28 protein-coding genes are annotated in these 22,627 nt (G+C 57.5%); 8 read left to right on the plus strand and 20 right to left on the minus strand.

What is annotated here, in order from left to right:
- Positions 1-34: 34 nt before the first annotated feature.
- Positions 35-637, minus strand: a complete 603-nt coding sequence (locus N5D53_RS10920; RefSeq protein WP_003254945.1) for a peroxiredoxin — start codon at positions 635-637, stop codon at positions 35-37.
- Between the two features lie 224 nt (positions 638-861).
- Here N5D53_RS10920 and N5D53_RS10925 point away from each other — a divergent pair, with 224 nt between their 5' ends.
- Both N5D53_RS10925 and N5D53_RS10930 read left to right on the plus strand, forming a co-directional pair.
- The gene (locus tag N5D53_RS10925) at positions 862-1,080 is read left to right on the plus strand and encodes a bacterioferritin-associated ferredoxin (protein ID WP_003254947.1); all 219 of its coding nucleotides are present in this window, start codon (positions 862-864) and stop codon (positions 1,078-1,080) included.
- A 567-nt stretch (positions 1,081-1,647) separates the two neighbouring features.
- The gene (locus tag N5D53_RS10930; protein ID WP_279840282.1) at positions 1,648-1,986 is read left to right on the plus strand and encodes a hypothetical protein; all 339 of its coding nucleotides are present in this window, start codon (positions 1,648-1,650) and stop codon (positions 1,984-1,986) included.
- A 104-nt stretch (positions 1,987-2,090) separates the two neighbouring features.
- Here the strand turns inward: N5D53_RS10930 and N5D53_RS10935 are convergent, their stop codons facing one another.
- The 16 genes from N5D53_RS10935 to N5D53_RS11010 all read right to left on the minus strand — a co-directional run bounded on the left by N5D53_RS10935 (position 2,091) and on the right by N5D53_RS11010 (position 12,668).
- Positions 2,091-2,864: a hypothetical protein gene (locus N5D53_RS10935; RefSeq protein WP_279840284.1), complete on the minus strand. Its 774-nt coding sequence runs from the start codon at positions 2,862-2,864 to the stop codon at positions 2,091-2,093.
- A gap of 44 nt (positions 2,865-2,908) precedes the next feature.
- Positions 2,909-3,094 carry a hypothetical protein gene (locus tag N5D53_RS10940; protein ID WP_279840285.1) on the minus strand — a complete coding sequence of 62 codons (186 nt, stop codon included), beginning with the start codon at positions 3,092-3,094 and terminating at the stop codon, positions 2,909-2,911.
- 76 nt (positions 3,095-3,170) lie between these two features.
- A complete protein-coding gene (locus tag N5D53_RS10945) occupies positions 3,171-3,830 on the minus strand; it encodes a hypothetical protein (protein ID WP_279840287.1) in 660 nt (219 codons plus the stop codon).
- A 50-nt stretch (positions 3,831-3,880) separates the two neighbouring features.
- Positions 3,881-4,060: a hypothetical protein gene (locus N5D53_RS10950; protein WP_279840288.1), complete on the minus strand. Its 180-nt coding sequence runs from the start codon at positions 4,058-4,060 to the stop codon at positions 3,881-3,883.
- 2 nt (positions 4,061-4,062) lie between these two features.
- The gene (locus N5D53_RS10955) at positions 4,063-4,479 is read right to left on the minus strand and encodes a hypothetical protein (protein WP_279840290.1); all 417 of its coding nucleotides are present in this window, start codon (positions 4,477-4,479) and stop codon (positions 4,063-4,065) included.
- A gap of 8 nt (positions 4,480-4,487) precedes the next feature.
- Positions 4,488-4,799, minus strand: coding sequence for a hypothetical protein (locus N5D53_RS10960; protein WP_279840292.1), 312 nt, complete (start codon positions 4,797-4,799; stop codon positions 4,488-4,490).
- A 1-nt stretch (position 4,800) separates the two neighbouring features.
- Positions 4,801-5,784 (minus strand): hypothetical protein, encoded by a 984-nt coding sequence (locus N5D53_RS10965; RefSeq protein ID WP_279840293.1) that lies wholly within the window; start codon positions 5,782-5,784, stop codon positions 4,801-4,803.
- A complete protein-coding gene (locus N5D53_RS10970) occupies positions 5,777-6,049 on the minus strand; it encodes a hypothetical protein (RefSeq protein ID WP_279840295.1) in 273 nt (90 codons plus the stop codon). The genes N5D53_RS10965 and N5D53_RS10970 overlap by 8 nt, the downstream gene beginning before the upstream one ends.
- Positions 6,046-6,528 (minus strand): hypothetical protein, encoded by a 483-nt coding sequence (locus N5D53_RS10975; protein WP_279840297.1) that lies wholly within the window; start codon positions 6,526-6,528, stop codon positions 6,046-6,048. The genes N5D53_RS10970 and N5D53_RS10975 overlap by 4 nt, the downstream gene beginning before the upstream one ends.
- Positions 6,525-6,995 carry a hypothetical protein gene (locus tag N5D53_RS10980; RefSeq protein WP_279840299.1) on the minus strand — a complete coding sequence of 157 codons (471 nt, stop codon included), beginning with the start codon at positions 6,993-6,995 and terminating at the stop codon, positions 6,525-6,527. The genes N5D53_RS10975 and N5D53_RS10980 overlap by 4 nt, the downstream gene beginning before the upstream one ends.
- Positions 6,996-7,090: 95 nt before the next feature.
- The gene (locus tag N5D53_RS10985) at positions 7,091-7,462 is read right to left on the minus strand and encodes a hypothetical protein (protein WP_279840301.1); all 372 of its coding nucleotides are present in this window, start codon (positions 7,460-7,462) and stop codon (positions 7,091-7,093) included.
- A gap of 251 nt (positions 7,463-7,713) precedes the next feature.
- The gene (locus N5D53_RS10990) at positions 7,714-7,950 is read right to left on the minus strand and encodes a hypothetical protein (RefSeq protein WP_279840302.1); all 237 of its coding nucleotides are present in this window, start codon (positions 7,948-7,950) and stop codon (positions 7,714-7,716) included.
- Between the two features lie 88 nt (positions 7,951-8,038).
- On the minus strand, positions 8,039-8,326 hold the full coding sequence (locus N5D53_RS10995) for a hypothetical protein (RefSeq protein ID WP_279840303.1): 288 nt from the start codon (positions 8,324-8,326) through the stop codon (positions 8,039-8,041).
- Between the two features lie 309 nt (positions 8,327-8,635).
- Positions 8,636-10,816 (minus strand): DUF3987 domain-containing protein, encoded by a 2,181-nt coding sequence (locus tag N5D53_RS11000; protein ID WP_279840304.1) that lies wholly within the window; start codon positions 10,814-10,816, stop codon positions 8,636-8,638.
- Positions 10,817-10,999: 183 nt separating this feature from the next.
- Positions 11,000-11,182, minus strand: a complete 183-nt coding sequence (locus N5D53_RS11005) for a helix-turn-helix domain-containing protein (protein ID WP_279840305.1) — start codon at positions 11,180-11,182, stop codon at positions 11,000-11,002.
- 220 nt (positions 11,183-11,402) lie between these two features.
- The gene (locus N5D53_RS11010; RefSeq protein WP_279840306.1) at positions 11,403-12,668 is read right to left on the minus strand and encodes an integrase family protein; all 1,266 of its coding nucleotides are present in this window, start codon (positions 12,666-12,668) and stop codon (positions 11,403-11,405) included.
- 329 nt (positions 12,669-12,997) lie between these two features.
- On the opposite strand from N5D53_RS11010, the gene bfr reads away from it, so the two are divergent.
- The gene (gene bfr, locus N5D53_RS11015; protein ID WP_003254948.1) at positions 12,998-13,471 is read left to right on the plus strand and encodes a bacterioferritin; all 474 of its coding nucleotides are present in this window, start codon (positions 12,998-13,000) and stop codon (positions 13,469-13,471) included.
- Between the two features lie 57 nt (positions 13,472-13,528).
- Here the strand turns inward: bfr and grxD are convergent, their stop codons facing one another.
- Positions 13,529-13,864 (minus strand): Grx4 family monothiol glutaredoxin, encoded by a 336-nt coding sequence (grxD, locus tag N5D53_RS11020; RefSeq protein WP_021781969.1) that lies wholly within the window; start codon positions 13,862-13,864, stop codon positions 13,529-13,531.
- A 91-nt stretch (positions 13,865-13,955) separates the two neighbouring features.
- Complete coding sequence (locus N5D53_RS11025) at positions 13,956-16,064, minus strand: molybdopterin-dependent oxidoreductase (protein WP_104960900.1); 2,109 nt, start codon at positions 16,062-16,064, stop codon at positions 13,956-13,958.
- A 373-nt stretch (positions 16,065-16,437) separates the two neighbouring features.
- Here N5D53_RS11025 and argF point away from each other — a divergent pair, with 373 nt between their 5' ends.
- Positions 16,438-17,358, plus strand: coding sequence for an ornithine carbamoyltransferase (gene argF, locus N5D53_RS11030; protein ID WP_014589911.1), 921 nt, complete (start codon positions 16,438-16,440; stop codon positions 17,356-17,358).
- Positions 17,355-18,464, plus strand: coding sequence for an ABC transporter ATP-binding protein (locus N5D53_RS11035; protein ID WP_010952248.1), 1,110 nt, complete (start codon positions 17,355-17,357; stop codon positions 18,462-18,464). The genes argF and N5D53_RS11035 overlap by 4 nt, the downstream gene beginning before the upstream one ends.
- A 37-nt stretch (positions 18,465-18,501) precedes the next feature.
- Here N5D53_RS11035 and ybaK read toward each other — a convergent pair whose 3' ends face one another.
- Positions 18,502-18,972, minus strand: coding sequence for a Cys-tRNA(Pro) deacylase (gene ybaK / locus N5D53_RS11040; RefSeq protein WP_003254957.1), 471 nt, complete (start codon positions 18,970-18,972; stop codon positions 18,502-18,504).
- A 302-nt stretch (positions 18,973-19,274) separates the two neighbouring features.
- Here ybaK and N5D53_RS11045 point away from each other — a divergent pair, with 302 nt between their 5' ends.
- The 3 genes from N5D53_RS11045 (at position 19,275) to glpR (ending at position 22,534) form a co-directional block, all read left to right on the plus strand.
- Positions 19,275-20,126 (plus strand): MIP/aquaporin family protein, encoded by an 852-nt coding sequence (locus tag N5D53_RS11045; RefSeq protein WP_104960899.1) that lies wholly within the window; start codon positions 19,275-19,277, stop codon positions 20,124-20,126.
- A 51-nt stretch (positions 20,127-20,177) separates the two neighbouring features.
- Positions 20,178-21,677 carry a glycerol kinase GlpK gene (gene glpK / locus N5D53_RS11050; protein WP_060495345.1) on the plus strand — a complete coding sequence of 500 codons (1,500 nt, stop codon included), beginning with the start codon at positions 20,178-20,180 and terminating at the stop codon, positions 21,675-21,677.
- Positions 21,678-21,778: 101 nt separating this feature from the next.
- Positions 21,779-22,534, plus strand: coding sequence for a DNA-binding transcriptional repressor GlpR (glpR, locus tag N5D53_RS11055; RefSeq protein ID WP_010952246.1), 756 nt, complete (start codon positions 21,779-21,781; stop codon positions 22,532-22,534).
- The last annotated feature ends 93 nt before the right edge of the window (positions 22,535-22,627 follow it).

The raw sequence follows: 22,627 nt of genomic DNA on the forward strand, positions 1-22,627 counted from the left end.
GCCACGAAGGCCGGTTTTTTCATGCACGCAGCAATTACAGCTTGCCAGCGTTCTCGCTCAGGTAGGCAGCAACGCCTTCAGGCGAAGCGTTCATGCCCTTGTCGCCTTTTTTCCAGTTGGCAGGGCACACTTCGCCGTGCTCTTCGTGGAACTGCAGAGCGTCAACCAGACGCAGCAGCTCGTCCATGTTACGACCCAGTGGCAGGTCGTTGACGATCTGCGAACGGACAACACCGTTGGTATCGATCAGGAAGGCACCACGGAAGGCCACGCCGCCTTCGGACTCGACGTCGTAGGCTTTGCAGATTTCGTGGGTCATGTCGGCAGCCAGGGTGTACTTCACCTGACCGATGCCGCCGTTGTTGACCGGGGTGTTACGCCAGGCGTTGTGGGTGAAGTGCGAGTCGATCGACACGCCGATCACTTCCACGTTGCGCGCCTGGAAGTCAGGGATGCGGTTGTCCAGGGCGATCAGCTCGGACGGGCAGACGAAGGTGAAGTCCAGCGGGTAGAAGAACACCAGGCCGTACTTGCCCTTGATGGCCGAGGCCAGGTTGAAGCTATCGACGATCTCGCCATTGCCCAGCACGGCCGGAACGGTGAAATCGGGGGCTTTCTTACCAACGAGTACGCTCATTGTAATCTCCTGATGAGGGTGAAAAACCGTTTGCCGGGCCAGACGAGCTTGCCCGACATCCAACAAAGGCCGACCATCATACACGGCTTCTCGTGACAGGCCGACTCCGTCGACAAAGCGACCACCGGTCGCTCAAGCACAGCCCTCTCAGAAAGATCTTTGACAAGCATTCTCATTACCATTAAGCTCCAACCCATCGACCCAACCAGCGATGGTCAGCCCTTATGTATGTGTGTCTTTGTGTCGGCGTTACCGACGGACAGATCCGCGATGCGATCTATGAAGGATGCTGCAGTTACAAGGAAGTGCGAGCCGCCACCAATGTCGCCAGCCAGTGTGGGAAATGCGCCTGCGTGGCCAAGCAGGTGGTCCGCGAGACCCTGACCGAGCTTCAGGTCAGCCAGGCAGCCCTGCCCTACCCCGTCGAATTTACCGCTGCCTGAACCCAGAATTTCAAGAACCGGACCTGGTGTCCGGTTTTTTTATGCCCGAAACAGTCAAGAATTTGATACAAAACAAAGGCCTACAGCGATGTAGGCCTTTGTCGTTTCTGGCCGGGGTTACGTCGGGGTCACATCCGCCACCTGTCGGGTCGGTGGACAGAATACTGGCGAAACGGTAGCGTCTCGACCTGCTGCGCTCATTGGGGACGCCAGCCAATCCGACGCGGAGGACAGGATGAAAGAGATAGTCCGAAGGACACTGATCGTTTTTTGGCTGGCAGCCATCGCAACACATATTTTCAATATGTTTGACCGGGGGGGTTTCCACCACGACGTATGGTTGATATCGGCAATTCTCATGGTGCCTATTTGGGCACTCCAATACATCTTGCTCGGTATTGCAAACCCGCTTGCCCTCAGACGTAAAGGTTAGCAAAGCTTTGTTTTTGGGTAATGTTGTCCTGGCACAAAATAGCCCCTGCGTCGCCTTCCGATCCGGTGCGACGCGGTGGTATCGTTTGGCTTCTACTGCTGCGGCAGGTGCTTCAAATTTTCATGGAGATTCACATGAGCGTTGAGCAGAAAGTGTTAGAAATTCTCCTCAAAAATGGCAGCTTGGATGACGAGGACCAAAAGGTCCGAGGTATAGCCCAGCTGGCGGTCGACAAGGGTTACGATCAGCTGTCTGCCCTCCAACAAAAGGTGGTGCAGCCTTTCCTGTCTCGCCCGTGCGACGGCGTGGAGAATCCGGGCGGATACCACAACGAGTGTGCAGTCACACTTGAAGGGAGAGCATTGGTTGAAGCCTTGAGCAATGAGGCGTACTACGACGCCGCGCTGTGCCAAGACTGCGTTAACGAGGCCGAGCAATATGCCAACGAATGGGCACGTATTCAGGCTGAGTGATGGGCCGCTGAGCTGATCACTGCCGTGGCGGTCCAGGCGTCACAGCGGGGGCAGGCCTAGGCGCCTGCCCTGGAGGCCCGTTGTGGCTGGATTGGGTGTGATCACTAATCAGGCTGGGCGTCGGCGTTGCCTGGATCGGGCGTCAGGTCAGTATCTGTGGTTTCTTGCAGATATTTTATGTTTAGCGTTATTGTTTCGTCGTAACTAATTACAAGATAGTTACCATCTATAGGCTCGCTTATCATCATTTTGTCTTGAGTCGTATTGGCCTTGTCAAATTTATCTAGCTCCCACCGAAATGCGCCACTTAAAATTAGCCTGTTCAGCTCTCCGTTATGTCTATCTACTATGTAATCGACCAGCACCCCATAATATAGAATTGGTTTGTCACCGACATTTACTATGGCTGAGATCGCTATGACGTCCGGCTTTTTCTTTAGGTCAGCACCTTGTAGCAAGTAATACCAAGGGGCATCCATGCGAAGCCAGCTAAACCAATAATCTTTTCGATCTAGGCGGTACTTAATGATACTTTTGCGAAGAAGTGGAGGGACAGCCCAGCAGAAAAGATACAAACTTAAAAAGTACGATGCAATTCTAATAACGTCTTTAGACACGGCGTCAAATGAAGATTCTTGATGCGTTGACGAGAGTAGCCTCATTAGTATTTTTATGTCGATCGTGGAATGAAGCAACCACCACGTTATTATTAGCCACAGAATATGCAGAACCACGGTCCAAAGGAAAGCTTGCCCTACAACTCTTCCAAATGGTGAGTAGTCGAAAGTCTCACGCTCCGCTCTTTTGAACTGTGCGCGAAAAATAAATCCTGGTGAGACTAGGAGGAATATTATAATCGCCGGCAGTGCGATTTCCATTTCCAGTCTTCTTTATTTGCTTGAGAAGGTGGATTTAGGCGCCTCTAATCCACCTTCTCAAGCTTTATTTTAAAGTTCTGTTTTTCACTGGCGCGCACTGTGATTGGTGGGATTTCAATAGGCTTATCTAAGGGCGCGTCATCCTGGGCAATAATGGCAGTCATAAACTCCCGAACGGCTTTAGGATCCGCCAGCATAAGCTTCGCATTTTCTGACAGTGGGACTTTCATGTCAGCCTCCTTTTTATGGGGGTACTATAGGTGCTCACCTGCACAGAGGCACTACCGTTGGTCGTTTGACTAGAGGCTACAGCAAGTCACGCCCGCGACGGCTCAATGCTCGGCACCGCTCGCCGGGGGATGGCTGGCACGATGACGGTCGACGGGGGGCGTCGCACTGCTCGGCGCTGCTGCCACGGTACGTTTCGAGGCTGCATTCGCGGGTCTCTCGGGTAAGAGCATTGTCGGCCCTTTCCTCGGGGGTGAGGGGCAGTTCCTCGACCCAGCGTTTGCGTGCGGGGTCCAGGCCTTCTGACTCTGGAGACGGGTTCGGCCGGTCTAGCGCCCCCCAGCGACAAGCCTCCTGGGGCGACATTTCCGGCTGTGCCACCGGTGGGGCGGGTTCAGGCGTTGCGCGTGCACTCGTCACGCGTACCGCTTCGATTGCGGGTGGCAGCTGTTCCTGCTCATAGGCGGCTTTCGCTAATACGAAGGCGATCCGTTGGGCCGCTTCAAAATCTGTCACGACGTTGGTCTGTACGTTGACCTGCACATCAGGGTCGTCCCCACGCTGTGGAGCTGGAAACAGGCGGCTCAGGCCTTGCTGGATGAATTCCTTGGGGTTGGCCTTGGCGAACTTGAGCAGCCACTCGGCGCCGCCAAGCTGCTCATACACCACCATGATGTCGCCCGCCATCTGGCTCGTGACCAACTGGCGCTCACCTTTGTCGATTGACTTTCCTTTCACCCGGCCGCCGATCTTTGGCGATCCTGGCGGGCGTCCGCGCGTGGCCATGCTCACTCCCCCAAGGTCACGGTCAGCGTGCGCAGGTTGCCTGCTTCATCGTACTTACAATGCCCACTGGCCGGTGGTGCAGACTCGGGACGTGGCTGACTGGCTAGCCACAGCGATAGCGCCAGCTTGACGGCTAGGGCCTCTGAGACGGAATCGGTGCTGCTGAAGGTCACGGTAGCCATGCTCATGCCCCTCGGTTGATATCTGCCGGTGGCGCAGCAGGCGGCAGCGGCGCGATGTCTGCTGGCACCATCCGAACAACTTGCCCGACTTCGTTTCGCTGGACGACGAATTCCATGGTACCAATTGAGATTCTATTGACCCGGCGCAGTTCGTCACGGTAGAGCTGACATTCCATGGACTTGGGCGCCCGCGTCCGTGGTATCGGCGGCAGGTCTCTGTAGTCAGTGACGGGTTTGGGCTTGTTGAACTCAAGCTGGCGCCGCTGTTCTGCAAGGGCAGCCGCGACACGCTCTTCCACCATCCGCTCGATCACGGCTTCGATGGCACCGCCAATGCCCGAAGTTTCCACAGGTGCCGGGGCCTGCTGCTGTTCTCGCCTTTCCACTTGCCTGGCGATCAAAGAAAGTTTGCTGTTCATGACTTACCTCAGCTACTCGCGACCGACAAGATGGGAGTGATCGGACTGTTAAAACCTGTGGAAGTAGTCAGCGATGTAACCCGGTGCCAGGTGATAGCAGAGCTGCCTGCGGTACTATGGTTGACGTTCACCAACAGATCGCCAACCTTCATGCCGACACAGGATGCTGATGGTGAACCGAAGCCACAGCCGATGAAAAATCCCGCTGTCGACTCGATGGCAGCATGCGCGTGAGTGGATTCGTACAGGAAAACTTGTTTGGCATCCGTGAGTCCGAACGCAGCGGCGACACGGGCTGGGTTGGTAGATGAATATGCCATTTTATTTCTCCTGATCACGTATCTCGTAAAGCGTACGCAGACGACCTTGCAGTTGTGGATCATTCATATAGGCGCGCCTGGTAGCTGGTGTGCGCATTAAGCTTTCGATCTGGTTTATTTCGGCTTGCACAGCCCCGCCTGATTTCGGAATATTGTGCGCTCCGGTAGCGGCATCAAACATAGAAATTATAAAATCCGCGGTATTCCTTAAGTGAACCCAGTCCACACCGTTCACATTCGTGAACTGGTCAAAATAAGCCTGATCTTTTGCGGGCAGGGAATCGAGATAGCGTTGCGCAATAGCGATGTTCTGTAAATAGGTGAACTCACCCCACCGCTGCTGGAGAGTCTGCATGGCATTAGCCAATGCCTGCTCATTGATCTTGATCACTTTGTTGTAATCAGCATCTGACAACTGAGCTAGCATCGCTTCAGTAGAGCGGGGTTCACTTCCGTGTGCCTGCCTTCCAACCTGGGTTTGCGTTGCGCCGAGCTTCTTGTTTGCCAGGGCCAGCCACTGGAGACTGGCGTCTAAGAACCGCTGGCGTTCTTGCAGCGTGCCGCTAAGGGTCTGTAGATGATTAGCAAAGGACTCGGCGAGCCAGTCACCAGTTTCGGTCGATGGCAGTTTAAAACTGTGATTCCGCCGTACTTTGGTCGGCGCCTTGGTGGCGTTGGCTGTGATAAACGCAATGGCCGCTTGAACTAAATGTGATGGATAGCCCAGCTTGGCGAAGTCTGCCATGTAGACGCCCCCCAACTCACCGAGGATAGCGTTTATTTGCTGTGACGTAGTTCCAGGTGGGAGCGCAGCACCGAATAGAGTGGGGCCACTTTGACCTTGGTAATTGGCGATTTCCTGTGGCGTTAAAATATCATCGCGGCCCCAAGTATCAGGCGCCGGTGAAAGGGGCGCCAGCACAGGCTGGCCGGGGTCGTAGGGCTGAATATCACCGGGGGCGTAGAGGTCGATATCGTTACTCATGATCTACACCAAAATCACGTAAGAGGGCGTCGGCGCCTTCATCCCCTAAATAGCGCTCGACATCTTTGTAACTCTCTTCGCACATAAAAAGTCCAGCCCGGTGCATGATCATCTGAATCATGTGGTTCTTACCATGGAAGCGCATGTTTTCTTCGGCGATCAAACTTTTAATAGCTTCGTCAATTTTATTTACGAACATGACGACGGCCTCAACAAGCAGATAGGAGTTTAGGGTGTGTTTATACGTTGGCAATGGAAGTTTCACAGGAGGCTCTCCTTCGAAGGTGCTGTTTGCGCACGCGCGACCTGATTACGCATGGTCAGCCACGGGCGCATGCAATTTTTATGCAGCCACGAGTTATCCACCGGATTGCCGTGGATATCTTTTTCAGGGATAAGCTCGATGTGCGTCAAGCGCTTGGCGTCCTGCAAACACCATCGGCATTGCGTGTTAGATGTTGGGAAATGTTCCAGGCGATAACGCATCTGCTCGATTGAGGATGGTGCAGCTAAAGAGACTAATGACCAGTCACCGGCCGTATTGCGCCAGATGCCGACATCCCACCTTAACAGCTCTTCGTGGGTTTCTGGTTTGCGCAGGTAGTGGGCCAGTTGATCAATCTCGGGCGCGGTATCACCCATCGAGGCCGCGACGTAGTTGGACATAGAATTTATGGGGCCGCGATAGGATATGAACTGAATAGCCACAGCTTGAACGTGCCGATTGATATTTTCGGTGTTCATGGTCGCAAGCTCGCGTGTTGCAGAAGTTGTTCAAGACAATCCTCCTGCGTCCTGGCGTTCTGGATAATTACGACCCCATCACTATTGCGAACAGCACTCCAGAGAGTCTCGGGGCCGGTGTACACCAAGCGATGGTTGGACGGTAGCCTCTCACCGACGGCACACAACATCGCAGGCAGTTTGACGAATGAAAGTTGGTGCAGTTCGCAATACCCGCGACCTGCCTGAAGTACGAGGTATCGAGCCCAGTACGTGCGAGCCGCGTCAATGAGGATCAATTCGTCGAACGAGTTGAACTGATGGGCTACCACGGCGTAAAAAGAGCTTTCGCTCAGGCGTTCTACCGGCACACCGGCGGGGACAATGATACGAAACTCATTACCGGCAGATTCGCGCACCCGCACATCTTTCGGTGCGAGGGTGATTATGGGCTGGCGGCGTTCGGTCGCAACATCGGATCTGGACACTTGCGGGTACTCCAACTGGTATGTGTTGGAGCTATTGCAGCACTTCGCGGGACGGTTGTTAATGGAGGCTTGGTTAATACACTGCTGTTCCGTAATTAGAGTGACAGTGTTTTTAGAAAATTATCAATGTAGCGCCAACCGGGTACATATCCATCTTTGGCCTGTATCTGTTTCTTCGCCCACTCGGCACGACTACGGCGGCTGCCGGTCCATTTCTCCAGTTGCGGGCGATGGTCGTGCACCAAGTCTAGAACGGCGGCTTCCAGACGCATGACCTTGTAGGCCCCGGCGTGGTTAGCACGCTTCTTCTTGGCTTCGATCTTCGCCGTGTCTGGAGTAGGTTGCTGAGCCTGGAGCCGCTGCAACTCGTCCTCGTAGGCCAGCACAGTGCGCAGCAGGTCAGGCGGCAGGCGGCGGGCCAGCTGGGCATCGTCGTAGGCGGTGGATGGTGCTGTGGTGCTTTGCATCGGAAATCCTCCAATCAGGCTGCCAGCAGGTCGCCCTGTTCGATCCTAGCGCGTTTCTGGCCTTTCCTACCCATACCCTACCGGGTCGCCTTGTCGCTTCACCAGCGCAATTCTGGACGCTTCTGGCGCTTCCAGGGCTTTCCCGAAATTTGTATAAACATCCAGTATTTGCACCTGTGCTGTGCCCCAGTTGTAACCCCAAAACGGTGTATCCGCTCTAGCATGGTGCTTTCACGGGTAAAAACAGCGGATCATTGATCCGTTTTGAGTATTTTTGGCTGGCCGATTTGCAGGGCCGGTAGGTGGCCGGACCTGGAATTTCTCACCCGCAACTGCGCGATGTGGCAACGGGACAGGCGCCCCACGAACTCGCTGTAGGAACCATGCGGCTCAGCATGATCGACGCACCAGGCGCACCAGTTCGCAAAAACATCATCGTCGAAGCTGGTTTGAGATTTATAGAACTCAAGCATCAGGTGATCTTTCATTCTCCCAGGCCTCATAGTTTGCGGGTTACAGCCTTCCACTAATGATGCTGGCCGTTTTCTAATCCTGTATGCCCACCATACAAATTCGTTAGAGCAAACTTTGTTTGCGCGCTAAACGAATTATCATCTCCACCAGGGTCTCGCCGGGGCGCTGGGCGGCCCTGATAGCATCAGCGTCTTCGCCGCTCGCCCAAAGCGTGAAAACAGTCCAACCCTCAGCCCTTCGGCGAGCGCGCAGCGTACGCATCCGGGCTGCCATTGCCGTCTTCGGTTTCGGCTGCGCCAGCAGCCACCCAGCGGCCAACAAACGCTCGACTTCGGTAGGATTGGAAACGGTCCGGGCGTAGCTGCCATGCACCATCATTTTTGGTTTCACGATTTCACCTCCAAAAGTGGTCGTTCCCACCGGAACGCCCCCTCGTTCCGGGAACGCTGAAAGCCACACAGGGCAAGGGCTGCTTGAGGATTTTTTCACCGTTCCGCCCTTCTCACGAATACACACACAGATGACCCCAAAATAGGTTAAAAATAATTAAAAAACCCATAAAAACCCCATAAAAAAAGAGCTGTGTGTAGAGAGGGGGAATGTGTGTATTTATACCTATCTATCCCCTCTACCACGGGCCTTCCAGCGTTCCCGGAACGGGACCGGAACGGGCGGAACGACCCCGCCGGTGTAAGCCCCCTATTCGTCATCGCCCTTGAGCCTCAGCACCTGGAGTTTCGATGCGCCAAACTCCCATTCCACGACTTCACCGCGCTTCACCAGAAGCCGAATGGCCGGTTCAAATTCCCGATCTGCTCCCATTTTCGACCGACGCAACAACGCTGAGCGTGGCGTCCATCCGGCCTTGCAGGCAGCAACTTCGCTGGTGCTTCTCGGTTTGGTTTCCCCGTCACCGATCATCTTTAGCAGGAGCGCCGCATTCTTCTGTTCGCCCCCGCTGTGTAGCTCGCTCTCGACGTAGCCGAGTACAGCCTTATTGGATGCCCGCACGAACTGCGCCGCCCACTCCACATGCGCCGTGGTAATCACCGGCTTATCCGGGTCATTGAGCACGGCAAGCACGCCCGAAATATGCTCAACGTTCTCCAATGAGCGGGCGCAGAGTGCCCTTTCGTGCGGCGCACCGACACCACGACCGATCAGATCGAACTCATCGTTGAGGGTGTCAAGCAGTGCGTCGGCGTTGGGGTGGATATCGACTAAAACTGGCGCACCGTTCGCTAAATTGCTACTCGCCAGATTGACTTTTATCCGTGTGGCAGCACTGCTAAACGATTTAGGCATCACGAATGGCTTTCTGATACGGCGGTTTTTCGGGATGTCATCACTGACCACCCAGAGCAAGCGTCCGTACAGACCGTTTTCGATATCGGCCAGGGTAAGGGCCTGTGCCAGCACCCCCGGCGTGGTGAAGCCAATAATATTTAGTGCCGGATTAGGAATGGCACGCCCCGGCTTGCCTGCTTTGCCGCGCTGGTAGTAATTGTCATCTGCTCCGGCTGCATATAGATCAAGTATTTTGCGCATTAATGAAACGTGCCATGGTTTTGCGTCCCTTGCGTTCGTTAATGCCAGCAGGTGGCCGATTTCATCGACGACACAATAAGTTCCGATGTGACTGAGCAGATCATCTTCCAACGCTTCACCGGATGCGGGCGCGCTGATAATTTTTACGTTGCCCAACGCGGCGAATTTTTTAGTCTGCTGCTGTGGCTGATTCTTGCCTCCGGCGGTCGGCAATACGCCGATGCCGTATAGATTTAACCGGCAGCCGCTGGCAAGGGCGTAGAAGCTGCCACACAGCGCTGCCGAGGCGATCAGCACCGACAGCATGGCCAGTTGGGGTTGCGGCTTGTGCGCTACTTCCAAGGCCGCTGTAACCGCCTCGGACATGACGCCGGGGAAAGGGGCCGGATAGACTACTGTTTCGGAATCTTTTGACACCGCGTTCGTGGTCGGCTTCCAGTTTTCGTTATAGGCGGTCAAAGCTTCGCGCTTGCCCCTCATGGACAGGGCGTAGGCCTTGGTTATTTCGTCATGCGCGAACTTGAGCGCCTTGGTTTCATCCTCACTGCGGTGGGACAGCAGATAAGCCCACAAGTTAGGCGTCCGCACCAACGTAGCAAAGATGTCTTCATTAGACAGGCCGCTATCCATAAGACGGATGATAAGACCCTGCATGGTCTTGGACTTGTCGCCCTTGAATGTGCCGTCAACCAATTGCTTCTGGTCATCAGTAAGCCGGACGCGGGCGAAGTCTACGGGCTTACCCGCCGTGTCCGGTGCAATGGGCGCCTCGACCTTTTCGATATGGAGTTTCATGCCCCACGAGACGATGGCTTTTAAGTCATCGTCATCCAGCTCCTTGAACTCAAGCTGCTGGATAACATTGAAGGTGACGGTCAGGAAGCGCGGTGCTGTGCCGATATAAATTTCGGCGTGCTCGCAGAATGGCGGATGCGTGTCGGCTGAATCCTGAAACTGCTTACACCAGCTCGACGGTGCCCAAGCGAAAGCACGCGCACCCTTGCCGGAGGGCGACCACTCGGTGTACGTCTCGAAGGGCAGTTCAAATTTGTCTTCATCTATGCCATCGAAGTCAAAGCCAACCAACGTGAACCCATCGACCTCGATACCGCCAGTCATGACAAGGCCTACACCGGACAGGCCGAACCCTTCCTTGGCGGTCTTGATCGCTTCCAGCAGTGGGCGCCAGTCCATTGGGTCAGCGGTGGATAAGCCATGGCGCCCGTTGTCTGGCACCTTGTCATGCTTACCGCGCTTTGGATTGAAGACCAGTTTAAATGGAACCCAGCGCTTGAGCGGACTGATATGGTCGAACACATCGTCAATGGTCATGTGTAACTATCCCCTGATGTTGCCAAGTAACACCAAGGGGGTTTATATTGAAACTACCACTCGGTGCTGCTGATTGAACCCCTGCGTTCCCGGTGTACTTCCTAAAAGTTGCTCTCACTTGAACCGACCTTGCCCCACCCCAAGGTCGGTTTTTCTTTATTCGTCAGCCAGTCGCACGGCTTCTCAAGCCCGCACAGTTTGACTTTCAATGTACGCATCCAGGTCTTTCTTAAGGTAATAAACCTTTGTCCCCATTTTAATGTACGCGGGCGCCGGTGAAACTTTCGTGCAACGCCAGATATTCAGCGTTCCGGGTTTAAGACCCAGGTATTCGGCGGCCTGTTCGGTATTGAATTTCTCGTTCATCGGAAACCTCGCGACAGCGAATGACTGACTACAAAATCAGACTATATCCGGCACTACTGGATATCAAATGGACGGACCTTCAAGTTCTGTAGCGTTAAAATACAAGCGTGATACAAGGCCCTCTACAACCCCTTGAAAACTCTAAGCCCCGCTTTCCGTTAACCGGCTTTTACCATTTGTCGGGATAATAAAAAGGCCCTTCACAGAGGGCCTTTTTGATTTAGCTTAATTCAACTGATATCGGGATAACATTATCGGCGGCAGTGGCCTCGATATGATCGGCGACCTTTTGCCAGCCCTCGCGCATCTGCGCTTCGAGAATTTTTATATAGTGTTTATCGTCTGTATCGTTTTTCTTCCCACGATTCATTATTCGTTTATAGACGTTGACACTTACCAGCTCGCTGGCAATCGACGTGAACGTGGCGCGCAGGTTTTTAGGTGTGAAGGTTAAAGCGGTAGTGGCCGACAGTTCGTGGGCCAGCTGGTGCGCTTCGACGTTGGTGATCGGAAACAAGCGCTCGGTCGGTGCTCTGCCCTCAACTTGCCGTTGCACGATTTCCAGCCCCTGCCGTGACAGCAACAGCACGTGATCGGTGCGGGTCTTGGTATCGCGCAGTAGTACCTTCCCGGCTGCCATGTTGCAGTCAGCGACCGGCACGCGCAGCGGCTCGCCAGGGCGGCAGCCGGTCAACAGCAGGAACCGCAGGTAGTCGCCCGTGGGCGTCTGCACGGCGCCCAACGCCCTCCAGAACGCCCCAAGGTTCTCCAGCAGCGCCTCCACCGGTGCATCCTCGCTGGCCTGCGTCTTCGGGGTCGTGATGCGGTTGGCCTTGGGTGTTTCCTTATCGAACGGGCCGTTCTTGACCTTGACGCCATAGAAGTTCAGCACGGCCCGCAACACCTGCATTGCATAGGTCGCCTGGCGTTCGCCGCGCTGCGCCTTGTTTTCATCGTTCACGGCCTTTATCTCATAGGCGGCGATGGCGCGAATCGGCTTGTTGGCCAGCTTGCGCAGCAGCCCGCCCTTGGTCGCCTTGCCCTTCGCGGTTTGCCGCGACGGCTGGATCATGCCCAGGTAGTCGGACCTGGTGCGCGCCTTGAGGTGCATGCCGTTATCCTCGCGGGTCTGTTCTTCTATATAGCGGGTCATGGCTTCGGCCAGGGTCATACCCTGCACCCGAGCTTCGCGCTTGGTTTCGCTGGGACTTACCCCGGCGGCCAAATCAGCGATGATTGCCTTGGCCTTCTTTCTCGCCTGGTCAATTGATACCTCGGGGAACTTGCCGATTGTGACGCGCTCAGGCTTTCCACCCGCGACCCGTTTGAAAACGCTGAAGGTCTTGACGCCGGTGCTGGTGACGCGCACCTCCAACCCGGAAACCGACTGCGACCCACCAAAATCATGATAAACGGCACGCTCCCCAGGCGCGGGTAGCGGCAGGCCATTTAGCGCTACTTGAGTGAAATTCACGTTGCTGCTCATCGTGGACCTCCACGGGTTACGCTCGGGTTACGCAGCAGGTGTAACCCGGATAATTTCAGCGTAGCCCCATAAAGCCGCCGAAGCCCCGAAAACACTAGACCGTAAAGGAGTATGAAACCGCATGAATCCAGGCGAAAAAGCATGGCCCCGGACCTGGTGTCCGGTTTTTTTATGCCTGAAATTCAATAAGTTAGCGGTGCAACGCGGTTCACAAACATTCTTATTCCTATTAATTTTCACTTAGTATTCAAGAACTTAGGTTTGACACACCTAAGTATCGGGCTCAAACTTCAGTGGATTGACACACTTCTACAGGGCAGGAACCCGACATGAAAGGCGACGTAAGCGTCATCCAGCATCTCAACAAGATCCTCGGAAACGAGCTGGTCGCGATCAACCAGTACTTCCTGCACGCACGCATGTACGAAGATTGGGGGCTGAACAAACTCGGCAAGCACGAGTACAAAGAATCCATCGATGAAATGAAGCACGCTGACAAACTGATCAAGCGTATTTTGTTCCTCGAAGGTATTCCTAACGTTCAGGACCTGGGCAAACTGTTGATCGGCGAGCACACCAAGGAAATGCTTGAGTGCGATCTGAAGATCGAACAGCAAGGCCTGGTCGACCTGAAGGCAGCCATCGCCCATTGTGAAACCGCTGGCGACTTCGGCTCCCGTGACGTGCTCGAAGATATCCTCGAGTCCGAGGAAGAACACATCGACTGGCTGGAAACCCAACTGGGTCTGATCGACAAGATCGGTATCGAGAACTACCTGCAGTCGCAGATGGGCGAAGAATAAATATTCGCCCCATGAAAAAACCCGCGATCAGCGGGTTTTTTCATGCTTGCCGGAAGATCAGGCTTCAGAAGCCTTGGCCTTGGCAGCCGCTTCCTTGATCAGGGTTTGCAGCTCACCGTTCTCGAACATTTCCAGCATGATGTCGCTGCCGCCAACCAGCTCACCGGCTACCCACAATTGCGGGAAGGTCGGCCAGTTGGCGTATTTTGGCAGGTTGGCGCGAATTTCCGGGTTCTGCAGGATGTCGACGTAGGCGAACTTTTCGCCACAACCCATCACGGCCTGCGATGCACGCGCAGAGAAGCCGCATTGCGGGGCATTCGGCGAGCCTTTCATGTAAAGCAGAATGGTGTTGTTGGCAATCTGCTCTTTGATCGTTTCGATGATATCCATGTAGCACCTCGGCTGAACTATCCGACACAGTCGTCGGCACGGTGTCGCATTGTATCGGAAAGCCGAGCGCTGTGCTCGGCCTTGCCGTTCCTCAAGCGGCCTCGACCTGCACGGGTACGCCATTGAGCGCAGCGTTTCCGGAAACCTGGTCCCGAAAGCGCTCATCGGTCAGGTCATTGGCACTCACGCCGGGTTGCGCCTGGGCGATCTGCATGTGCACGCCCTGACGACCATGACCATAACCATGGGGCAAGCTGACCACACCGGGCATCATGTCCTCGCAGGCCTGCACCTCGACCTCCAGGGAGCCGGTACGCGAACGTATGCGCACGCGCTGGCCATCCTGCAGTTGCCGCTGCTGCAAGTCTTGCGGGTGCATCAACAACTGATGCCGTGGCTTGCCTTTCACCAGACGATGGAAGTTGTGCATCCACGAGTTGTTGCTGCGCACATGGCGCCGCCCGATCAGCAGCAGCTCGCCCGGCACCGGGGGCGTCATTTGCGCCAGGCGGTGCAGGTCGTCCAGCAAAACCTGGGGGGCAGCTTCGACTGCCTTGCTGGCAGTCGCCAGACGACCAGCGAGGTTGCTGCGTAACGGCCCCAGGTCAAGCCCGTGCGGGTGATCGTCCAGGGTTGCCAGGGAGAGGCGCCAAGGCGTTGCTTCACCGTAACGCCCTTTGCGCAGGGCTTGATCAATCATCTGCGCAGGCGACCAGGTCGGCTTCAACGCCAACTCGGCACGCTTGGCAAACGCCTGGGCCAGGCCGACGAAGATCTCCCAGTCATGCAGTGCTCCCTCCGGCTTGGCCAGGATCGCCCTGTTGAAGCGCGTGACATTGCGCACTGCCAGCAGGTTGAAGGTGCTGTCGTAATGGTCGTTTTCCAGCGCGGAGGTAGAGGGCAGGATCAGGTCGGCATGGCGGGTGGTTTCGTTGATGTAGAGGTCGATACTGAGCATGAACTCCAACCCCTCCAGCGCCGCATCCAGCTGGCGGCCGTTCGGCGTGGACAACACGGGGTTGCCGGCAACTGTCACCAGGGCACGCACCTGCCCTTCGCCCGGTGTTTGCATTTCCTCGGCCAGGGCAGCCACCGGCAGCTCGCCGCCGTACTCGGGCAAACCCGACACACGGCTCTGCCAGGCGTTGAAGTGGCCGCCCGAGGTGGTTGCCACCAGGTCGACGGCAGGCTCCGTGCACAACGCGCCGCCTGTACGGTCGAGGTTGCCGGTCACCAGGTTCACAAGCTGCACCAGCCAGTGGCAAAGGGTACCGAATGCCTGGGTCGAGACACCCATGCGGCCGTAGCACACGGCCTGCCCGGCTGCAGCGAAGTCGCGTGCCAGCTGGCGAATGTCCGCGGCAGCAATACCACATTGGGCGCTCATGGCCTCGGCACTGAACGGCGCAATGGCCTCGCGCACCTGCTCCAGGCCGCTGACCGGCAAGTGCGAGCCCCGCGCCAGGCCTTCTTCGAACAATGTGTTGAGCAAGCCGCACAACAGGGCTGCATCACCACCAGGGCGTATGAACAAATGGCGGTCAGCCATTGCCGCCGTTTCGCTACGCCGCGGGTCAACCACCACCAGGCGCCCACCACGCGCCCGCAGGGCCTTAAGGCGCTTCTCCACGTCCGGGACGGTCATGATGCTGCCATTGGAGGCCAGCGGGTTGCCGCCAAGAATCAGCATGAACCCCGTGTGATCGATGTCCGGAATCGGCAGCAGCAGCCCATGCCCATACATCAAGTGGCTGACCAGGTGTTGGGGCAACTGATCTACGGACGTGGCAGAGAAACGGTTACGGGTCTTGAGCAGGCCCAGAAAGTAGTTGCTGTGGGTCATCAAGCCGTAATTGTGCACACTCGGGTTGCCTTGGTAGACCGCCACGGCATTGCGCCCATGGGCTTGCTGGACCGCCCACAGCTTTTCGGCAGCCAGTGCGAAAGCCTCATCCCAGCCAATGGCCTGCCAATGCTCGCCGACTCGCTTGTGGGGCTGGCGCAGGCGGTCCGGGTCGTTCTGGATGTCCTGCAACGCCACGGCCTTGGGGCAGACATGGCCACGGCTGAACGGGTCCAGGGGGTCGCCCTTGATCGAGCTGATCAGCGCCCGCCCGTCCTCCTCATGGCTGACTTCGATGTTGAGCCCGCAGATCGCTTCGCACAGGTGACAGGCACGGTGATGCAGGGTCTTGGTCATGGCCGCCTCTGCCTTGTTGTTGTCGAACAGTGACTATGCGCCCGCCCCCGCCCCGCGGCCAGTGCGCTTCGCCGCGTGAATCCACCGACATCAGGCGCACGATTTACGACAGCCATTTGCCAAATTGCCAGCAAGCCGTGTACAACCGTCTGTAGCAAATAAAGAACAGCACGGGCCAACGGGTAAAGACACCCTTTGCAATACCCTTTGCGATCACCCCGCTTTTCCCCCCTTGGCTTCAGGCGACATTTACTTATAGTATTGCGCCTTTCCCTATTTCGTCCGCCCCGTGCGGCTTACGCCGCAGGTCACCCCCGTTGTCAAAAAAACCATACGGTCGACCTGCATACCGTTGCAGATAAGGTAGTCACTCATGAGCGCTAGGCACTTTCTCTCCCTGCTGGACTTCACCACCGACGAATTGCTCGGGGTGATCCGCCGCGGCATCGAGCTGAAGGACCTGCGTAAGCGAGGCGTGCTGTTCGAACCGCTGAAGAACCGTGTACTGGGCATGATCTTCGAAAAGTCCTCGACCCGTACCCGTGTGTCGTTCGAGGCCGGCATGATCCAGCTCGGCGGCCAGGCCATCTTCCTCTCGCCCCGCGACACCCAGCTGGGCCGCGGCGAGCCGATTGGTGACAGCGCCATCGTGCTGTCGAGCATGGTTGATGCGGTGATGATCCGTACCCACGCCCACAGCACCCTGACCGAGTTCGCCGCCAAGTCGCGTGTACCCGTGATCAACGGCCTGTCCGACGAATCGCACCCGTGCCAACTGCTGGCCGACATGCAGACCTTCGTTGAACACCGCGGCTCGATTCAGGGCAAGACCGTGACCTGGATCGGCGATGGCTTCAACATGTGCAACTCCTATATCGAAGCCGCCAGGCAGTTCGATTTCCAGCTGCGCATCGCCTGCCCCGAAGGCTATGAGCCGGATCAACGCTTCATGGCACTGGGCGGTGACCGCGTGCAGATCATCCGGGATGCCAGGGAAGCTGTGCGTGATGCACACCTGGTGGTCACCGATGTCTGGACTTCCATGGGTCAGGAGGAGGAAACTGCACGGCGCCTGGCGCATTTCGCGCCTTACCAGGTCACCCGCGAACTGCTCGACCTGGCTGCACCCGATGTCCTCTTCATGCACTGCCTGCCCGCCCACCGTGGCGAGGAAATCAGCCAGGACCTGCTCGACGACCCACGCTCGGTCGCCTGGGACGAGGCTGAAAACCGCCTGCATGCACAGAAGGCGCTTCTCGAATTCCTTGTAGAACCGGCTTACCACCACGCATGAGTCAACCCCTACTGCTCAACCTGCGCAACCTCGCCTGCGGCTATGGCGACCAGCGCATCGTCCAGAACCTCAACCTGCACCTGAACGCAGGCGACATCGGTTGCCTGCTAGGTTCATCCGGTTGTGGCAAGACCACCACCCTGCGCGCCATCGCCGGTTTCGAGCCGGTGCACGAAGGTGAAATCCACCTGGCTGGCGAGGTCATTTCCCGGGCTGGGTTCACCCTGGCCCCGGAAAAGCGCCGCATCGGCATGGTATTTCAGGACTACGCGCTGTTCCCGCACCTGACGGTGGCGCAGAACATTGCCTTTGGTATCGCCAAACACCCACGCCAGGCCGCCGTCATCGAAGAGATGCTGGAGCTGGTCAAACTCGGCGGGCTGGGCGGGCGTTACCCGCATGAGCTGTCCGGCGGCCAGCAGCAACGTGTTGCCCTGGCCCGGGCGCTGGCGCCCGAGCCGCAACTGCTGCTGCTTGACGAGCCATTCTCCAACCTCGACGTGGAGCTGCGCCGGCGCCTGAGCCATGAGGTTCGCGATATTCTCAAAAGCCGCGGTACCAGCGCCATTCTGGTCACCCATGACCAGGAAGAAGCCTTTGCCGTCAGCGACCAGGTTGGCGTCTTCAAGGAAGGCCGCCTGGAACAGTGGGATACGCCCTATAACCTTTACCACGAACCGCAGACGCCATTCGTGGCGAGTTTCATCGGCCAGGGGTACTTCATCCGTGGGCAAATGAGCAGCCACGAGGCGGTCAATACCGAAGTGGGTGAGCTGCGCGGTAACCGCGCCTACATCATGGCGCCGGGCAGCTCGGTGGATGTACTGCTGCGCCCGGATGATATCGTGCATGCACCTGGCAGCGCGCTCATGGCGAACATCGTGGGCAAGAGTTTCCTTGGGGCATCCACGCTCTACCGCCTGCAGTTGCCCACCGGTAGCCAGCTCGAAGCGATCTTCCCTAGCCATAACGACCACGAGATCGGTGAGAATGTGGAGATTGCAGTGAAGGCCGATCACCTCGTGCTATTCCCGGTACCGGGTAGCGTTGCGGCACAGTTGCCACGCCAGGAGAATGGCGTGCGTCGATACAGTTCGGCGACTTGACTTCAGAACCAGAGGGCCGCTTGGCGGCCCCCTGCTCTCAGCCTCGACCAATCCCGGCAAACGTGCCCTGCGTATACTCCGCCAGCACCGCCGCTGCCAACTCCACTTCCAGGCCACGCCTGCCGGCGCTGACATGGATAGTTGCAAAATTCTGCGCCGAGTCATCAATGAAGGTCCGCAGGCGCTTCTTCTGCCCCAGCGGGCTGATGCCGCCCACCAGGTAACCGGTCGCCCGCTGCGCCGCCGCCGGGTCGGCCATCTCGCACTTCTTCACCCCGGCAGCATGGGCCAGGGCCTTGAGGTCCAAGGTACCCACCACAGGCACAACCGCTACCAGCAATTCCCCTTTCTCGCTGCTTGCCAGCAACGTCTTGAACACCTGTTGCGGGTCGAGCCCGAGCTTTTCTGCCGCCTCCAGGCCGTACGACGCCGACTTCGGGTCATGTTCATAACTGTGCACACGATGCTCGGCACGGTGCTTCTTCAACAGGTCTAGGGCGGGGGTCATGCAAGGGCTCCAGTCAGGGACGACTCGGCGGCTACTTTAGGACAATTCCCACATCCCAGCCACCGCACCGCAATCGCGCGCGTCTAGTACAGGGATCAGCAGCTGATTCTAGCGACCTTATCGTGACTGACCGTTCACTTTCGACCTTTGACATCAGCGTTTCTTGTCTATATTTTTTCGTTTCTGAATAAACGATGCCCTTTTAAGGTGCATTTCCTACATCACCCGGGGTCAATGGGGATAGACACCGGGTTTTGCTGTCGAGCGCCACGCGCCTCACAACAAAAAAAACGAGGTCATACATGACGACTGCTCTGCACCAACCCACACTGTCCAGCCAATGCCTGGCCGAGTTTCTCGGCACCGCCCTGCTTATCTTCTTCGGCACCGGCTGCGTCGCCGCGCTCAAGGTTGCCGGCGCCAGCTTCGGGCTTTGGGAAATCAGTATCATCTGGGGCGTGGGCGTCAGCATGGCCATCTACCTCACCGCCGGTATTTCCGGTGCGCACCTGAACCCAGCCGTGAGTATCGCCCTCACACTGTTCGCAGGGTTCGACAAGCGCAAGCTGCCCTTCTACATGCTGGCCCAGGTATGCGGCGCATTCTGTGGCGCGGCACTGGTCTACACGCTGTACAGCAACCTGTTCTTCGATTTCGAACAAGCCCACGCCATGCTGCGCGGTAGCGAAGGCAGCCTGGAGCTGGCCTCGGTGTTCTCCACCTATCCACACCCGTCGCTGTCCACCAGCCAGGCGTTTCTGGTCGAAGTGGTGATCACTGCCATTCTGATGGCCGTGATCATGGCCCTGACCGACGACAACAACGGCCTGCCGCGCGGCGCCATGGCCCCGCTGCTGATCGGCCTGCTGATTGCAGTGATTGGCAGCGCCATGGGCCCATTGACGGGTTTTGCGATGAACCCGGCCCGCGATTTCGGGCCAAAACTCATGACCTTCCTGGCCGGTTGGGGCGAAATCGCCTTCACTGGCGGGCGGGATATTCCCTATTTCCTGGTTCCGGTATTTGCACCGATCCTTGGCGCCTGCTTGGGTGCAGCGAGCTATCGCGGCCTGATTGCACGCAACCTGCCAACGGCGCCCGCCGCGACCCCTGAGACAAATGACATTCGCCAGGGCGATACTCAAGCCAATTGATGCCACCATCACGCACAGCCCTGACCCCCTATTCTTGCAAGGCCTACGACCATGACAGACACCCAGGATAAGAACTACATCATCGCCCTGGACCAGGGTACCACCAGTTCGCGGGCGATCATTTTCGACCGTGACGCCAATGTTGTAGGTACCTCCCAGCGCGAGTTCGCACAGCATTACCCGCAGGCGGGCTGGGTCGAGCATGACCCGATGGAGATTTTCGCCACACAAAGCGCGACCATGGTCGAGGCCCTGGCCCAGGCGGGTATCAGCCACGCCCAGGTCGCCGCGCTGGGCATTACCAACCAGCGCGAAACCACGGTGGTATGGGACAAGGAAACCGGGCGCCCGGTGTACAACGCCATTGTCTGGCAGTGCCGCCGCAGCACCGAGATCTGTGCTCAGCTCAAGCGTGACGGCCATGAAGACTACATTCGTGAAACCACCGGCCTGGTCACCGACCCGTATTTCTCCGGCACCAAGCTGAAATGGATCCTCGACAATGTCGACGGCGCCCGTGAACGCGCCGAGCGTGGCGAACTGCTGTTCGGCACCATCGACACCTGGCTGATCTGGAAGTTTACGGGTGGCAAGGTTCACGTCACCGACTACACCAACGCCTCGCGCACGCTGATGTTCAACATCCACAGCCTGCAGTGGGACGACAAGCTGCTGGAAATCCTGGGCATTCCGCGGCAGATGCTGCCTGAGGTGCGCCCATCCTCGGAAGTGTACGGCCACACCAAGAGCGGCATAGCCATCGCCGGTATCGCCGGCGACCAGCAATCGGCACTGTTCGGCCAGATGTGCGTGGAGCCGGGCCAAGCCAAGAATACCTACGGCACTGGCTGCTTCCTGTTGATGAACACGGGCGACCAGGCAGTGAAGTCGTCCCACGGCCTGCTCACGACCATTGCCTGCGGCCCGCGTGGTGAGGTGGCCTATGCACTGGAAGGCGCGGTATTCAATGGTGGCTCTACCGTGCAATGGCTGCGTGACGAACTGAAGATCGTCAACGACGCCCTGGATACCGAGTATTTCGCCAGCAAGGTCAAGGACAGCAATGGCGTGTACCTGGTGCCAGCCTTTACCGGCCTGGGTGCCCCGTACTGGGACCCGTATGCCCGCGGTGCGTTGTTCGGCCTGACACGTGGCGTGAAGGTGGACCACATCATCCGCGCCGCACTGGAGTCCATCGCCTACCAGACCCGCGATGTCCTCGACGCCATGCAGCAGGACTGTGGCCAGCGCTTGTCCGAGCTGCGCGTGGACGGCGGTGCCGTGGCCAACAACTTCCTCATGCAGTTCCAGGCCGACATCCTCGGCACCTGCGTGGAGCGGCCGCAGATGCGCGAAACCACGGCGCTGGGCGCCGCCTATCTGGCAGGCCTGGCCTGTGGCTTCTGGAGTGGCCTGGACGAGCTGCGCGACAAGGCGATCATCGAGCGTGAGTTCAGCCCGCAACTGGACGAAACGCAGAAAGAAAAGCTGTATGCCGGCTGGAAGAAGGCGGTCGAGCGTACCCGTGACTGGGAAGATCACGAGGCATGATCGCTGTTGGGGCCGCCATGCGGCCCCAATCGTCTACTGGCCGTCATCCCCTTCCTACGGCATCATTGCAGAATTTGTCCGGCAGCCCCAAAGGACCGCCCATGAATCTGCCCCCCCGCCAACAACAAATCCTCGAACTGGTACGCGAACGCGGCTATGTCAGTATCGAGGAAATGGCGCAGCTGTTCGTTGTCACTCCCCAGACCATCCGACGCGACATCAACCAGCTTGCCGAGCTCAACCTGCTGCGCCGTTACCACGGCGGCGCGGCTTACGACTCGAGCATCGAGAACACCGCCTACGCCATGCGTGCCGACCAGATGCGTGACGAAAAGCAGCGCATTGCCGACGCCGTAGCCCGGCAGATTCCCGACCATGCGTCGCTGTTCATCAACATCGGCACCACCACCGAATCGATCGCACGGGCGCTGCTCAACCACAGCCACCTGAAAGTCATCACCAATAACTTGCACGTGGCGGCGATCCTGGCCGCCAAGGACGATTTCGAAGTGCTGGTAGCGGGTGGCACGGTGCGCCGAGATGGTGGTGTAGTCGGCCAGGCCAGTGTCGATTTCATCAACCAGTTCAAGGTCGACTTCGCCCTGGTGGGCATCAGCGGTATCGACGAGGACGGCAGCCTGCTCGATTTCGACTATCAGGAAGTGCGGGTATCGCAAGCCATCATTGCCAATGCCCGGCAAGTGATCCTCGCCGCCGACTCCAGCAAGTTCGGGCGCAATGCCATGGTGCGCCTGGGCTCGATCGACCTGGTCGACTGCCTGGTGACCGACCGGACACCAACCCCGGCCCTTACCCAATTGTTGAATCAGAACAAGATCAGGCTTGAGGTGGTGTGAGGGCTGGTGGGTGCATGCCGCCAGATTTTTGGTGTCTGCGTGAGCAAGCGCCCCTCACCCAAGCCGTACCCCCTGAATTTTCGTAAATGTTCA

Origin of the sequence: Pseudomonas sp. GD03862 (genome assembly GCF_029840855.1) — a bacterium.
In the GTDB taxonomy this organism is placed as follows: Bacteria; Pseudomonadota; Gammaproteobacteria; order Pseudomonadales; family Pseudomonadaceae; genus Aquipseudomonas; species Aquipseudomonas alloputida.